17 protein-coding genes are annotated in these 13,529 nt (G+C 36.4%); 1 reads left to right on the forward strand and 16 read right to left on the reverse strand.

What is annotated here, in order from left to right:
* Position 1 precedes the first annotated feature (1 nt).
* The 10 genes from K7I92_RS01280 to pyrH all read right to left on the reverse strand — a co-directional run bounded on the left by K7I92_RS01280 (position 2) and on the right by pyrH (position 8,490).
* Positions 2-1,081, reverse strand: coding sequence for an AI-2E family transporter (locus K7I92_RS01280; RefSeq protein ID WP_203245460.1), 1,080 nt, complete (start codon positions 1,079-1,081; stop codon positions 2-4).
* A gap of 21 nt (positions 1,082-1,102) precedes the next feature.
* Positions 1,103-1,774: a DNA repair protein RadC gene (gene radC, locus K7I92_RS01285; protein WP_203245459.1), complete on the reverse strand. Its 672-nt coding sequence runs from the start codon at positions 1,772-1,774 to the stop codon at positions 1,103-1,105.
* Between the two features lie 39 nt (positions 1,775-1,813).
* Entirely contained in the window at positions 1,814-2,683 is an 870-nt protein-coding gene (gene pepI, locus K7I92_RS01290; protein ID WP_220281734.1) for a proline iminopeptidase, read from the reverse strand.
* 316 nt (positions 2,684-2,999) lie between these two features.
* A complete protein-coding gene (locus K7I92_RS01295) occupies positions 3,000-3,410 on the reverse strand; it encodes a PTS sugar transporter subunit IIA (protein WP_203245456.1) in 411 nt (136 codons plus the stop codon).
* A 12-nt stretch (positions 3,411-3,422) separates the two neighbouring features.
* Positions 3,423-4,478, reverse strand: a complete 1,056-nt coding sequence (gene rseP / locus K7I92_RS01300; RefSeq protein WP_220281735.1) for an RIP metalloprotease RseP — start codon at positions 4,476-4,478, stop codon at positions 3,423-3,425.
* Complete coding sequence (dxr, locus tag K7I92_RS01305) at positions 4,478-5,626, reverse strand: 1-deoxy-D-xylulose-5-phosphate reductoisomerase (RefSeq protein WP_220281736.1); 1,149 nt, start codon at positions 5,624-5,626, stop codon at positions 4,478-4,480. Before dxr ends, rseP begins: the two co-directional genes overlap by 1 nt.
* Positions 5,626-6,417, reverse strand: a complete 792-nt coding sequence (locus tag K7I92_RS01310) for a phosphatidate cytidylyltransferase (RefSeq protein WP_203245453.1) — start codon at positions 6,415-6,417, stop codon at positions 5,626-5,628. Before K7I92_RS01310 ends, dxr begins: the two co-directional genes overlap by 1 nt.
* Entirely contained in the window at positions 6,414-7,112 is a 699-nt protein-coding gene (uppS, locus tag K7I92_RS01315) for a polyprenyl diphosphate synthase (RefSeq protein ID WP_220281737.1), read from the reverse strand. The genes K7I92_RS01310 and uppS overlap by 4 nt, the downstream gene beginning before the upstream one ends.
* A gap of 116 nt (positions 7,113-7,228) precedes the next feature.
* Positions 7,229-7,777: a ribosome recycling factor gene (gene frr / locus K7I92_RS01320; RefSeq protein WP_203245451.1), complete on the reverse strand. Its 549-nt coding sequence runs from the start codon at positions 7,775-7,777 to the stop codon at positions 7,229-7,231.
* The gene (gene pyrH, locus K7I92_RS01325; RefSeq protein ID WP_203245765.1) at positions 7,777-8,490 is read right to left on the reverse strand and encodes a UMP kinase; all 714 of its coding nucleotides are present in this window, start codon (positions 8,488-8,490) and stop codon (positions 7,777-7,779) included. Before pyrH ends, frr begins: the two co-directional genes overlap by 1 nt.
* A gap of 83 nt (positions 8,491-8,573) precedes the next feature.
* Here pyrH and K7I92_RS01330 point away from each other — a divergent pair, with 83 nt between their 5' ends.
* Complete coding sequence (locus tag K7I92_RS01330) at positions 8,574-9,425, forward strand: hypothetical protein (protein WP_220281739.1); 852 nt, start codon at positions 8,574-8,576, stop codon at positions 9,423-9,425.
* Positions 9,426-9,490: 65 nt separating this feature from the next.
* On the opposite strand, the gene tsf is transcribed toward K7I92_RS01330, so the two are convergent.
* The 6 genes from tsf to K7I92_RS01360 form a co-directional block, all read right to left on the reverse strand.
* A complete protein-coding gene (gene tsf / locus K7I92_RS01335) occupies positions 9,491-10,381 on the reverse strand; it encodes a translation elongation factor Ts (protein WP_220281741.1) in 891 nt (296 codons plus the stop codon).
* A 2-nt stretch (positions 10,382-10,383) separates the two neighbouring features.
* Positions 10,384-11,310 (reverse strand): 30S ribosomal protein S2, encoded by a 927-nt coding sequence (rpsB, locus tag K7I92_RS01340; RefSeq protein ID WP_203245448.1) that lies wholly within the window; start codon positions 11,308-11,310, stop codon positions 10,384-10,386.
* Between the two features lie 192 nt (positions 11,311-11,502).
* Positions 11,503-12,006: a TetR/AcrR family transcriptional regulator gene (locus tag K7I92_RS01345; protein WP_203245447.1), complete on the reverse strand. Its 504-nt coding sequence runs from the start codon at positions 12,004-12,006 to the stop codon at positions 11,503-11,505.
* 106 nt (positions 12,007-12,112) lie between these two features.
* Entirely contained in the window at positions 12,113-12,871 is a 759-nt protein-coding gene (locus K7I92_RS01350) for a nucleoside phosphorylase (RefSeq protein ID WP_220281742.1), read from the reverse strand.
* Positions 12,868-13,077, reverse strand: a complete 210-nt coding sequence (locus K7I92_RS01355; protein ID WP_203245445.1) for a hypothetical protein — start codon at positions 13,075-13,077, stop codon at positions 12,868-12,870. The genes K7I92_RS01350 and K7I92_RS01355 overlap by 4 nt, the downstream gene beginning before the upstream one ends.
* Entirely contained in the window at positions 13,074-13,523 is a 450-nt protein-coding gene (locus K7I92_RS01360) for a hypothetical protein (RefSeq protein ID WP_203245444.1), read from the reverse strand. Before K7I92_RS01360 ends, K7I92_RS01355 begins: the two co-directional genes overlap by 4 nt.
* Positions 13,524-13,529 lie beyond the last annotated feature (6 nt).

Consider the following 13,529-nt stretch of genomic DNA (forward strand, 5'->3'; position numbering starts at 1 on the left):
ATCAACTATCCTTTCTATACTTCAGCAATTCCAAATACTTATGGATAGCAAGATAAACGGGAATAGCCATAATAACACCAATGATACCAAACAATGTATTCCCAACCATAATAGAGAATAAGACCCATAGTGGTGTTATCGCTGTATTCCGTGCATGAACCAATGGCGATATAACATAATCATCCACATTCGCTAAAATCAATATGACAATAATTAAAAAAGTAAAGCGACTTGTGGGCATTCCCACGGCTGTTAGAATAGCTAAACCATACACCAACATTGGACCAAGATATGGTACAAGTAAAGCCAAGCCTGTTAAAATACAAAGAATAAACCAATCCGGATGACCAAATAGAGAATACACTATCGCATACTCAATGATCTTAATAATCATTAACACCAATAAAGAGTGAATATAGGTTTGCACTTCATTTGCAATCGCAAAGGTCACCTCCGGTCCTGTTGAACTAATCTTTCGGCTATATTTTGCGAAAGTTCCTTGAATGGAATTCCATTGAAATGACATAAAAATACTAATCACAAGCGAGAAAATAAAAGTAATCGCACCGGAAATCGTTTTATTAAAAACCGATGGTAATTCTGATGTCACACCCGGCACTACGTTTTGTAGACTAGATAATTGACGAATAACTGTTCGTACCACTGCCGCTAATGTATCATTATCATTCTTCAGATAGTGACTATAGCGCATATATAGCTCATTCACTGCCGAAATAATTGAATTAATCATAGCCGATAAACGAACGGTTAAAACCGGAATTAAATTGGCAATCAAAAGGAATAAAGCCAAAAGAACGATTCCATACACCAAAAAAATGGCTATATTTTTCGGTACCTTTTTCTTTTCTAACCAGTGAATTGGATGAACAAAGATAAAGGAAATCGAAAAGCCATACACAAAAGGTTTTAAGATAGCCCATACACTTCTCACAAGACTTAACCAAATGGTCTTGGTAGAATTAAACAGCCATACAATCAATAACACTAATACAACAATGACTAGTTTTCGAATACTACCTTCACTACCAAACCATTCTTTAATTTTATTCCATTGTTTCATAGGTTTATTTTAACACATCACCTACTCAATTCCTTCTTGAACAAAAGAAAAATAATTACTTTGTGTCACAATAATATGATCCAACACTTTTACCCCCATGAGTTGTCCCGCCTCTTTAATTCTTCGTGTTAAAGAAATATCTTCTTGAGATGGTTTTAAATTACCACTTGGATGATTATGCACAAGAATAATGTTTGGACTATTTAACAATAAAGCTTCTTTAAATATCTCCCGTGGAAAGACCATGGCAGCATTAATTGTCCCCACAAAAAGTATTTTATAGTTCAATACTCTTTGATCACTCGCTAAAAAAACCACTAGAAATTTTTCTTGTAAACTGGTTCCAATTTCTTGCTTTAACCAATCAAACAGAATAGAAGGATGTTGAATTCTCGGTAAGCTTGGCAAATTAGCGACGCTGGATCGACGCACAATCTCAAAGATGGAAAGTAACTCTAAAGCTTTGATTTGGGAAATGCCTGGGATTTGAATTAATTCTTGTCTGGATAAACGAGGTAATCCACTAATCCCATTGGCTCTAGCTAGGATTTCATCCGCCACTTCTAAGGCAGAATGATGGCGATAGCCTGTTCGTAACTGTAATGCAAGCAATTCTCGGTTACTGAGGGAAGAAAGACCATATTGAAGTGCTTTTTCTCTTGGTTGTTCCATCACCGGTATATTTTTTAACATAGTACCTCCAAGCTTTATTCCCAAAAGAAAAGGCAATCCTTAAAATTGTCTTAACCAGTTCTTCATAATTTTTTGATATTGTTCCCATTGATCCATAAAGACCATATGTCTGGCATCTGGTACTAACTCCCATTTTGCGTTAGAAATTTGATCGAACATTGTTTTAGCAACGAGTGGTGAACATAAATCTTCTGTGCCGGAAATAATGAGTGTTGGCATTTGGATTTTTTGTAATTCATCACTAACTTCAAAATGAGATAAAGTTCCTGTTGGGCAATATTCATTTTCACCCCATGCCACAAGATAGCTTTCTGTACCACTTTTCTTCTCTCTTTGCAGACAAGACCAAGGGGAATTAGCTGTATCGCCACAATGGGCTTTCATAAAATGTTCATTGGCTTTTTGATAGTCCAGCGATGAAAAATCACCACTTTCTTCTGCTTCTTGAATTGCTTTTTGATCATCCATAGATAAATAACGAATCCAACGATGTTGTTCACTTGCCCAAAGGGATGCGGAACTTAAGGTACTTGATAAAATAAGGGATTTTACCGCTTTTGCTTGATGATGCAGTACATATTCCAATGCTAACATTCCACCCCATGATTGTCCTAATAAATGAAACTCCTCTAAATGAAGATAATCTTTTAAAGCCTTTAATTCCTCTAACCAAGTTTCCATGGTCCATAATTCCGGATGTTGATCAAGATAAGACAAGCCACAACCTAATTGGTCATACATCACTAAACAGTATCCCTCTTCAGCTAAACCGTCGAGTACTTCAAAATAGTTATGTGTGGATCCCGGTCCACCATGTAAAAAAACAATCGTTGGTTTTTTAGGATTTCCCAGCATACGATAATAGGTTTTATAGTCTTTAAATGGCATATAGCCCTCTTTTATTTCCATGGTTTCGCTCCTATTTTTATTTATCTAATTTTATACTGTTTAACAATCCCACTGTCAAATAACTAAATGATTCTATCTGCATAGATTATTGGATTTATCCATTTAGTTCTTCAATACATTCATCACTATTGTTTCTTGTATTTTTAACGTTGAATAATCATTTGTGCCGGTTATATCTGAAAGCAATGTATAGAAAAACACCTCAGTATTCTGATGTGACCCCCCAAAGTTAGACCAAAAATCTAACGATTAGAGGTTGGTACAATTTGACCATCGCTTTTAATTGAAACAAATATTTAGATAAGAACTCTATCAATTATTCATCCTTGTTTGTTTCATCATAATCAAAGATTTGTTTATGACCAACATCACTTGCTAGAATGGCTAAATCATGCACATTGGATACATAGCTTCTAGCAGCATTGGCTTGCAAAACCATCCCCAAATTAAAACCTGAAATCACATCAATATTTTTAGAAGTTCTTAATTCCTTCGCTAATTGCGTTGCGGCTTGATAGGGTAAAGCATCCATCATATCCGCTAAAACCAAGATGTTATTTCCGGCTTTTTGAAATAAAACCTCCAAAGAAGTCTTATATTGTTCAAATTCAGTTTCTTTTTCACAATCTAAAGTATGAAAGCCTTCTAGTTCACCACCTAAGAATTTCACCGCCTTCTTCACATCTTTTGCATATGTTCCATGTCCTATAACCACTAAATCAATCATATTTCCTCTCCCCTAATGAAATAATAATCTTGAAATATCATTCCATGTCACAAACAACATAAGTCCAATCAATATGAACCAACATGCCATCATTACCCATAACTTATATTTTTCTTTTAATGGACGATGAATAGCCCCTTCAATTAAAGTTATCACAATTTGCCCACCATCCAAGACCGGCAATGGTAATAAATTAAAAATACCAACATTTAAGCTTAACTGTGCTACTAAGAATAGAAGTGGTATTAAACCCATCGAAGCATAACGACTTGTGACTTGATAGATACCCACTGGACCGGATAAACTCTGTAAACCAATTCCTTGGAATAACTGAATAATCGCCTTTGCCATTAAACCGGACACTTCACCAAAAGTAACAGCTCCATACCACCACATATTCCAAAGCGTTACTTTCTTAACTGGCGCTTGTTTGGCACTAATCCCAATCCAATAACGATTTTGTTTGGCATCGTATTTTGGACGAATAGTGACTTTTTTCACTTCCCCATTTCTTAAAACCGAAATAGTATAAGTCTTATCCGATTCAAACTTCGGCATTTCACTAAACAAATATGGTTTAACATGGTTTCCACTTGGTGACACAATTTCTTGAATCACATCTCCACTTTGTAAACCGGCTTCACCAGCTGCTGAGTTTCCTAAAACCTCACCAATGATTGCTTTTGGTTGTTCCTGATAATGACCTGTGGATACCAAACAGATGGAAAATAATAGCCATGCTAACAAGAAGTTCATTATAACCCCCGCTAACATCACAATCACTCGTTGCCATGTTTTCTTTTCCGATAAATGACGACCTTCCGGCACTTCAACATCCGCATAATTTTCATCGTCCTCTGGAGCTCCGGCCATTGCCACAAAACCACCAATTGGCAATAAACGAAGCGCATAAGTTGTTTCCGTATTTCTTGTTTTTAATAGTTGTGGTCCCATTCCAACAGCGTATTCATAACAATATACGCCAAAGGCTTTCGCCGCTAATAAATGACCAAACTCATGAATGGCAACGATAAACGATAGGACAAGTAAAAAGATAATTAAATTCATTATTTTCTCCATATTTTTTGACAATAAGAAGTGGCTTCTTGATGAATACGAAGCACATCCTCTTTGGTTGAAACGGTTTCAAAAGGGAAATGATTTAGACAATCTTGAATACAGTTTTCAATATCCAAGAAAGATAAATTCCCTTCTCGAAACGCAAGATTAGCAACCTCATTCGCCGCATTGATCAAAATAGGTTGATTTCCCTTTTTCAAACCAGCCTCATAAGCTAATTTCAATAAAGGAAAACGCATGAAATCCAGCTTTTGAAAAGAAAGATTCGTTGCTAGAAATGGATTAAAAGGATGTTCCTCTTCTAAATCCCAACGATTTGGATACGATAAAGCGTATTGAATAGGTAAACGCATATCCGGTGAAGCTAATTGAGCCATAAAGCTATGATCTTTGAATTCCACCATCGAATGAATAATAGATTCAGGATGCAACACCACTTTAATATGATGATATGGTATACCAAATAAATAATGGGCTTCTATGACTTCAAAGCCTTTATTCATCATCGTTGCAGAATCAATTGTAATCTTAGCTCCCATTGTCCAGTTTGGATGACTTAAAGCTTGTTTTACCGTTACATTTTCTAACTCATCTCTTCTTAGATGACGGAAAGAGCCACCCGAAGCGGTTATCCATAAGTTTTCAACCCCCTTTTTATCTTCACCTTGAAGGCATTGAAAGATAGCGGAATGTTCTGAATCAATCGGAAATAACTTTCGCCCTGTTTCTTCTAAGATAGTTTGAATAACTTCGCCACCAACAACTAGTGATTCTTTATTCGCTAAAGCAACATCATGACCGCTTTCCAAAGCATACACACTCGGATAAAAGCCCACAAAACCAACTAAGGCATTGACTAGCACATCATAGTCCATCTCACTCAATGTCTTTAATCCATAATCACCAAAGACAACCTCCAAATGAGGATAATCTTTCTTTAAGGATAAAGCATCCTTCTCTTCTTGTACACAAATTGCCTTTAATTCCGGATGATTTAGGATAGCCTTCTTGAAACAATCCAAACGATGACCAACGGATAAAGCCACCAATTCAAATTCACTAGGGTGCTGTTCTAAAACATCTAAAGTTTGTTCACCAATTGAACCGGAAGCCCCCAATAAAACAAGCCGCTTCATTACACAATCCCCCCTGCAATCAATAAACCATTCATAATCATTAAACAGAAAACAAGTGAATCAATACGGTCTAAAATACCACCATGATATGGAATTAAGTGACTAAAATCCTTAATACCAAAATGACGTTTTACATTAGATAAACTTAAATCACCAATTTGTGCCACGAATGGTAACACAAGAGAAACCAAAATAAGCCACCAACTTTTAACATCTGTTAAAAAGATAAGCGAATAAACATAAGCGAAAGCCACTCCAAATAAATAACCGCCAATCGCTCCTTCCCATGTTTTCTTAGGACTAATTTTCGGAGCTAATTTATGCTTACCAAAGAAGAAACCACAGATATAGGCAAAACTATCACAAGCATAGCAAGCAAAAAATACAAACATCATCATTCTTGGTCCAAAAGTTCCCGAAGATCTGTAAATACTATGTAGACCCTCAATCGCCAAACCCACCAATAAAGACATTGAAAAGCTATAAACTGTTTTTTCAATTGTATAGTTTGAAATGGTTAGCGCAAATAAGAAATATAAGAATAAAAAGCCGCCTATGACCATCATACGAAATAAAGTAGGTGCCATTCCCATCAATATCATAAAGCCAAAATTCACAGCTGTATTTAAAATCAGATAATCTTTATCCCCTAAACAAGCAATCTCATAAGCAGAGGCTAAAGCAATTAGTGTTTCTAAAACAACCACATAATGACCACCCATTAATAATGGGGGCATTACAATTAAAGCAAGCACAATAGCCCACATTGTTTTCTTAATTAAAGTGTTCATTCTTTTACACCTCCAAAACGGCGATCCCGATGTTTATATTTTTCAATACAATTTTTTAATACCTCTTCACTAAATTCCGGCCAACTTTCTTGAACAAACATCAATTCCGCATAAGCCAATTGCCAAGGTAAATAGTTAGAAATCCTTTCTTCACCGCCGGTTCGTATCATTAAATCCACAGGTGGTAAGTTTTTCGTTAATAAAAACTCATGAAAATTATCCATCGTTAGCTCTAATTTTGGATTTTCTTGTAAGGCTTTAGCATAGCGCTTAGCAGCAATCACGGTTTCACTTTGACCACCATAATTCATGCAAATACTTAAGTGAAGCCCTTTATTTTGTTTTGATTCTTCTTCAGCTTCTAATAAAACTTCTTTTGTACTCTTTGGTAATTGTTCCAATTCACCAATGATTTCCATACGAAAACCACGGTCAATAAATTCTTTCATGTATTTTTTAAAGAAAATGGCTGGTAATTTCATAATATAGCTCACTTCCTCTTGACTTCGTTGCCAATTTTCTGTTGAAAAAGCATAAAGTGTTAAGTGTTTTACGCCTAATCGGTTGGCGGCGATAGCGATGGTTCGTACATTTTCAGCACCCACTAGATGACCCGCCGTACGGATTTTACCTTGTGCTTTTGCCCAACGACCATTTCCATCCATGATAATAGCGATATGATTAATTGATTTCATAGAATTCTCCATACTAGTTACTATTCTACCTTGTTCATCTATTAATTGAAATACACGAATTTAAGCAAGTCCGATTTACTAAAAAACCGGGATTGATAAATCCCAGTTCCTATTCATTACAGCTTTAAGACTTCTGCTTCCTTCGCTTTCGCTTGTTCTTCAATCTTTTTGACATACTTATCGGTTAATTTTTGGATTTCATTTTCCATATCCTTTTGTATATCCTCATCCATTTCTTTATCTTTCTTAACCATATTCATAGCATCACGACGGATATTACGAATTTGAATCTTCGCTTCCTCAGCAATTTGACCAACCTTCTTCGTCATTTCCTTACGTGTTTCTCCTGTTAATTGAGGAACGGTTAAACGAATTACCGTTCCATCGTTTTGCGGTGCTATGCCTAAGTTCGCTTCATTACAAGCTCTTTCAATTCCTTTTAATGAAGATGGGTCATAAGGCTTAATCACAATCGTACGCCCCTCTGAAACCGAAATACCGGCAATCTGGTTTAATGGGGTCGGTGTTCCATAGTAGTCTACCTCAACCCGATCCACCAACTTAGCATTCGCCATGCCGGTGCGAACCATATTCAATTCTGATTGAAGATGGTCCATTACTTTATCCATTTTTACACTACAACTATCAATCATTGGGTATGCCATTATTTATCCTCCTTTGTAATACTGGTACCAATTTTTTCACCACTCATTGCTTTTACAAGATTACCCACTTCATTCATATTAAAGACAATCAATTCAATATTATTATCCTTACACATACTAGTCGCTGTTGAATCCATGACCTGTAAGTTCTTGTTCAATAAATCCATATAACTCAAATGGTCAAACATCGTCGCTGACTCATCTTTCTTGGGATCCGCATTATAGACACCATCAACACCATTTTTTGCCATTAAGATGACATCCGCTTTAATTTCCGATGCTCTTAACGCAGCCGTTGTATCCGTTGAGAAGAAAGGTGAACCCGTTCCCCCACCAAAAATGACCACTCTTCCTTTTTCTAAATGACGAATCGCTCTTCTTTGAATGAAAGGTTCGGCTACTTTTTGCATTTCAATAGATGTCATCACACGTGTGTCCACACCAATATCTTCCAAACGAGATTGAATCGCTAAAGCGTTAATCACCGTTGCTAGCATACCCATGTTATCACCTTGAACCCGGTCAAAACCATTCTCTGCAACAACCTTACCACGAATAAAATTACCACCACCTACGACAATCGCAATTTCAATTCCTTTATCATGAGCTTCCTTAACTTCTTTCGCCAACTGACTAAGGACATTCGAATCAAAGTTTCTTTCTGAACCAGCTAAGGCTTCGCCACTTAGCTTTAATAACACCCGTTTGTACATGTTGCCTCCGTTTTTCATAATTATACTATAAATTCCCCTCCGTTTGAGATACCATAGTTAAAGAAATTACCAAAGGAGATACTATGTTGCCAATTGCGATTATTGACTTAGGTTCTAACACCATTGTTTTAGAAGTATATAATGAAAAAAAAGAAATCCTTTATCATGAATCCATACCTGCCCATTTAATTCAATACGTGGATGCCGAGCGTTTTATGAGTCAACAAGGATTAAGCGTTGCCCATGATGCGATGGCTTACTATGATAAGTATATTCGCGGACACAAAATCAAGAATGTGCATATTGTCATTACAGAACCAGCTCGTATTCAAAATCAATCGGCTTTATTAGCAGAATTACTATCTTTCCATTATCCCATTCATGCTTTAAAGGGAGATGAAGAAGCTTATTACGATAGTTTGGCGATTGAAAACAATCATCCAAATTTAAAAGAATGGTTTGCCTTTGATATTGGGGGTGGTTCAACTGAGCTCATTCATCAAGCAGACAAAGAAAAAGAACTGTATTCTGTTCCTTTAGGTTGTGTTCGTTTAGCTAGGGGAAATCAATCCATCTCCCAATTAGTCGATATCCTTAAAAAAACAACGAATCAAAAACCAAATTTATTCTTCCACAAAGTACCTGTTTTAGGAATTGGTGGCACCATTCGTGCAATTGCTAAGGTCTTAAAGCCAAATACAATTTCACCACTTCTAAAAGCAATGGATATGGAAAAATTGTATCAAGACATTTTAAAGAATGATTTAGAAACAAGAACTTTAATTCAACAATATGTCCCGGAAAGTCGCCAGCCTTTAATCCTACCCGGTTTAAAGATGATTTTAGCTTTAATTCATCATTTTCATATCCAAGAAATCCAAGTTAGCCAAGAAGGTGTTCGACAGGGTTTCTTATACCATCTTTTAGAACAATAGATGAAACAATTGAAGCCTATAAAAAGTAGATTTCATTTTTAGAAATCTACTTCATTGAAAACAAATTAGTTTTTAGCCATCGCCGCCACTTCAGCTGCGAAGTCATCTTCCTTCTTTTCGATACCTTCACCAACGGTGTATTTAACCATTTGACTTACTTCAGCATGGTTTTCCTTTAAGAAATCCTTTACCTTTAAGTTTGTATCTAAGAAATATTCTTGGTCGACTAAGCACATATCTTGTAAGGACTTCGATAAACGACCTTCCAAAATACCGGTCTTCACCTTTTCAGGCTTATTTGCTAAGGATTCATCGTTGTTCAATAATTGAACTTGAATTTCACGTTCATGGTCAACGATTTCCTTTGGCATATATTCACGAGAAATATAGCTTGGATTCATAGAAGCTACTTGCATGGCAATATTCTTAGCCACTTGTCCATCTTCTGTACCCTTTAACACAACAACCGATACAATACGACCACCTTGATGCGTATAAGTACCGAACTCTTCATCATCCGCTTTTTCAACAAGTTCAAAACGACGTAATGTAATATTTTCACCAATCGTTGCAACTGCGTTTACGATGGTGTTACCTAAATTACCATCAGCAGTAGCTAAAGCTAAAGCTTCTTCATTTGTTTTAGCATTACTATGCAAGATGGTTGTAGCCACTGTATCCAATAAAGTTAAGAATTGATCATTCTTAGCAACGAAGTCTGTTTCCGAGTTAACTTCAACGGCAACGGCTTTATTGCCCTCAATAACAACCTTTGCTAAACCCTCAGCCGCAATACGACCGGATTTCTTTTGTGCCTTGGCAATACCACGTTCACGCAACCAGTCAATCGCCGCTTGCACATCACCATTGGTTTCTGTTAAAGCATTTTTGCAATCGAGCATTCCTGCTCCCGTTAGTTCACGTAATTCCTTTACTTGAGCTGCTGTAACTGCCATGATTAGTTTTCCTCCTTAGGAGCTTCAGCTTCTACCTTTTTATCAGCTTCAACTGGACGAACGCTATCTCTCTTGAACACACGACGTTCACCATTCTGACGACGGCTAGCCATTTGCGCACGACGTTCTTCCATCTTTTGTCTTCTCTTCTTTTCATATTCAGCGGCTTGACGATCCACTTCAACAATAACATCCTTCATCGTGATGTCTTCTTCTGTTTCATCGTCTTGGTGAGCCACTTCTAGAACACCACCCTTAGCTTCTACCAACGCATCCGCAATAGCTGAAACCATTAACTTAACAGAACGCAAAGCATCATCGTTAGATGGGATGGGATAATCCACCATATCCGGATCCGCATTGGTATCAATTAACGCAAAGACAGGAATACCTAATTTACGAGCTTCCGCAACCGCATTATGTTCTTCTAACGGGTCAACCACGAAAACTGCATCCGGTAATTTCTTCATTTCCTTGATACCACCAAGAAAGTTTTCTAAACGGTCTTTCTTCTTAAGAAGAAGCGCTTGTTCCTTTTTCTTGTAGACATTGATAGCACCGGAAGCTTCCATTTCTTCAATTTCTAATAATTTCTTAATTGATTTTTGAATTGTACGGAAGTTTGTTAAGATACCACCCAACCATCTTTGATTAACATAAAAGCTACCGGAACGTAATGCTTCTTCCAAGATAGTTGCTTGGGCTTGTTTCTTAGTACCAACAAACAATACCTTTCCACCATCTTCCGCAATCTTCTTTAGAGCATTGTAAGCTTCATCTAATTTTTCTTGCGTCTTAACTAAGTCGATGATATATACATGATTCTTAGCTGTGTAGATGAATTGCTTCATTTTTGGATTCCATTTTCTTGTTTGGTGACCAAAATGAACGCCATTCTCTAACATTTTCTTCATTGAAACAACAGTCATTTTTCATTAACCTCGCTTTCCGTTGTTATCCTCCACAGTTTCTAACACTATCAACACTTAAGTGCACGGGATAATGAATCCGCTGTGTGTGAAGTACACCTTAAAAACATAAGATGCCAGTAGAAAGAATAGCATAGAAAAAGCCTCTTGCCAACTATGCTATTCTCCATCCATCCATTCTTTTTAAAAAAGCTATTTTTCCGGGAAGTTGCATTGATCCAAACAAGCCAAAAAATGATTAAGTTGTTCTTGGCTTTCCTTGAAATCATTACGAATCCAATGCTTCATAATTCCAAAGAACATTCCTACCTGCATTTCAAGCAAGTAAGCTCTTTTTTCTGTATCCATCTGTGGTAATAAAGCTTCATACAAATAGTCATACAACAAATCTGTACCATTGGATGATTTTAAAAGCACTAAAATAGGCTTCAATTCTTCCAATAATGGTAAGTAATCCTTTAATCTTTGCAATTCATCTTGATGAAGAAGACACCATTGTTTTGTGACTGCATTCAATTGTTGAATCACAACCTCCTTTTTCGAATCAAAATTACGATAAAAAGAAACACGCCCTACACCGGCTAAATCCGTTATCTCTTTTATCTTGATTTTCTCAAAGTCTTTATTGTGCATCAAACGAAACAAGGCTTCCGTAATGCTTTCTCTAACCACTTGGTTCAATGTTAAATTTGACATAACAATACCCCTTTTAAAGCGGAGATAATTTTATCACTCTTTCAAAAAAATAGATATTTAATGCCCAAAGTCATCTTCTAACGTTTAAAAAAGCAGATGACTCTGCTTACAGCATCTCTTCCACAAATTTCTTCGCTAACAAAGTCATTTTAATACGAATGTCCTTTTCACCTTCATGACCTATAATTCCGGCATCATATTCTATACCAGCTAACGAATCGGCTGTGTAGAAAAAAGGATAATACTTCAAACCATAACTTTGACTAACTGCTTGTAAAGCACTCGCTTCCATATCCACAGCAATACAACCTTGGACAATATGTTCTTGTATTTCTTCTTTGGTTTCACGGTAAAAAGCATCGGTCGTCCAAATTTTTCCTGTTTGATAAGGCAAATTGTGTTTTTCATAAAAAGCTTGCACCAAAGACGAGCCGGTTAAAGTGATAAAATCCGATGGTTCTAAATAATGATAACTCGTTCCCTCATCTCGATACGCTTCTGTTATCAATAATAGATGTCCAGACGGAATTGGTACCAATCCTCCACAAGAACCAAAAACCACCCAATTCTCCACATGAAAGAAAGCACTATTTTCTAGCATGGCAGCATGGGCAACCGGAGCCGCTACCGGGAAAAGACAAATACCTATGGAACTATTTTTAAACAAATAAATTTTACTAATCATGGAAGCATTACAAGCATATTCAACATCAGGAATTTCTTCAATGAGATTTTTAACCAATAAATCTTCTATCAAACGCCATGAAAAAGTAGCTAGACTATTTTTAATTTCAATCCCTTGAAACGTTAAATTAGCTGGTTCAAGCATTGGTTTTGAATTTTTTCGATAAGAACTTGTAATCATAAATATAACCTCTCTTCTAACCTAGCTTTCATCTTGGCATAACCTTTTTCAGAAATTGTTCCTCTTTGTTGCATCTTTTCTAAATCACTATACATTTGTCTCAATTCAATGGTATCCGCAGCATCAATGCGTTCTAACATTTGTTTCTCAAAATTGCTTAGACGACTCTTGAAAAAAACTTCTTTAAATTGACGAAAGAAACTCATTTTGGTTTTACCTCTTGCCAAGAAGACCAAAATTCTTGTTTCGCATTGCCTTCGACAAGAATTTCATAAGTACGACTATAAATCGGCGCAAACTGAATCACACCATTCACTGATTCCGCATTACCTAAATTCCAATTATTTTTACTATCATCTGTCTTGAACAAATACGCTTGAATCGCAAAGCCTTGCATATTCTTCAGCGCCTTTAATTCTTGACGATTAAAATAAAAATACAAAAGTTTTTCCGGATGATTGACATCCACTTCCACCCTCTTTTTCGTCAACATTTGTCCATTTTCCGTCAACACCAACATAACAGAATGTGGTGGATTTTGAACCTTTAAAGATACTTGAACTAAAAATTCATCTTTGCCCACTTTTTTGGAACAAGCAATCAAGCAAATTGCACAGATAAAAGTTAAAATAGCTAAAAAATAACGTTTCATGAGGAT

The sequence above is a fragment of the Bulleidia sp. zg-1013 genome, from assembly GCF_019798045.1.
In the GTDB taxonomy this organism is placed as follows: Bacteria; Bacillota_I; Bacilli_A; order Erysipelotrichales; family Erysipelotrichaceae; genus Bulleidia.

Excerpts from the sequence above, each read along its gene's own strand:
- K7I92_RS01280 (WP_203245460.1), bottom strand. The coding sequence starts at position 1,081 with ATGAAACAATGGAATAAAATTAAAGAATGGTTTGGTAGTGAAGGTAGT.
- radC (WP_203245459.1), bottom strand. The coding sequence starts at position 1,774 with ATGTTAAAAAATATACCGGTGATGGAACAACCAAGAGAAAAAGCACTT.
- pepI (WP_220281734.1), bottom strand. The coding sequence starts at position 2,683 with ATGGAAATAAAAGAGGGCTATATGCCATTTAAAGACTATAAAACCTAT.
- K7I92_RS01295 (WP_203245456.1), bottom strand. The coding sequence starts at position 3,410 with ATGATTGATTTAGTGGTTATAGGACATGGAACATATGCAAAAGATGTG.
- rseP (WP_220281735.1), bottom strand. The coding sequence starts at position 4,478 with ATGAATTTAATTATCTTTTTACTTGTCCTATCGTTTATCGTTGCCATT.
- dxr (WP_220281736.1), bottom strand. The coding sequence starts at position 5,626 with ATGAAGCGGCTTGTTTTATTGGGGGCTTCCGGTTCAATTGGTGAACAA.
- K7I92_RS01310 (WP_203245453.1), bottom strand. The coding sequence starts at position 6,417 with ATGAACACTTTAATTAAGAAAACAATGTGGGCTATTGTGCTTGCTTTA.
- uppS (WP_220281737.1), bottom strand. The coding sequence starts at position 7,112 with ATGAAATCAATTAATCATATCGCTATTATCATGGATGGAAATGGTCGT.
- frr (WP_203245451.1), bottom strand. The coding sequence starts at position 7,777 with ATGGCATACCCAATGATTGATAGTTGTAGTGTAAAAATGGATAAAGTA.
- pyrH (WP_203245765.1), bottom strand. The coding sequence starts at position 8,490 with ATGTACAAACGGGTGTTATTAAAGCTAAGTGGCGAAGCCTTAGCTGGT.
- K7I92_RS01330 (WP_220281739.1), top strand. The coding sequence starts at position 8,574 with ATGTTGCCAATTGCGATTATTGACTTAGGTTCTAACACCATTGTTTTA.
- tsf (WP_220281741.1), bottom strand. The coding sequence starts at position 10,381 with ATGGCAGTTACAGCAGCTCAAGTAAAGGAATTACGTGAACTAACGGGA.
- rpsB (WP_203245448.1), bottom strand. The coding sequence starts at position 11,310 with ATGACTGTTGTTTCAATGAAGAAAATGTTAGAGAATGGCGTTCATTTT.
- K7I92_RS01345 (WP_203245447.1), bottom strand. The coding sequence starts at position 12,006 with ATGTCAAATTTAACATTGAACCAAGTGGTTAGAGAAAGCATTACGGAA.
- K7I92_RS01350 (WP_220281742.1), bottom strand. The coding sequence starts at position 12,871 with ATGATTACAAGTTCTTATCGAAAAAATTCAAAACCAATGCTTGAACCA.
- K7I92_RS01355 (WP_203245445.1), bottom strand. The coding sequence starts at position 13,077 with ATGAGTTTCTTTCGTCAATTTAAAGAAGTTTTTTTCAAGAGTCGTCTA.
- K7I92_RS01360 (WP_203245444.1), bottom strand. The coding sequence starts at position 13,523 with ATGAAACGTTATTTTTTAGCTATTTTAACTTTTATCTGTGCAATTTGC.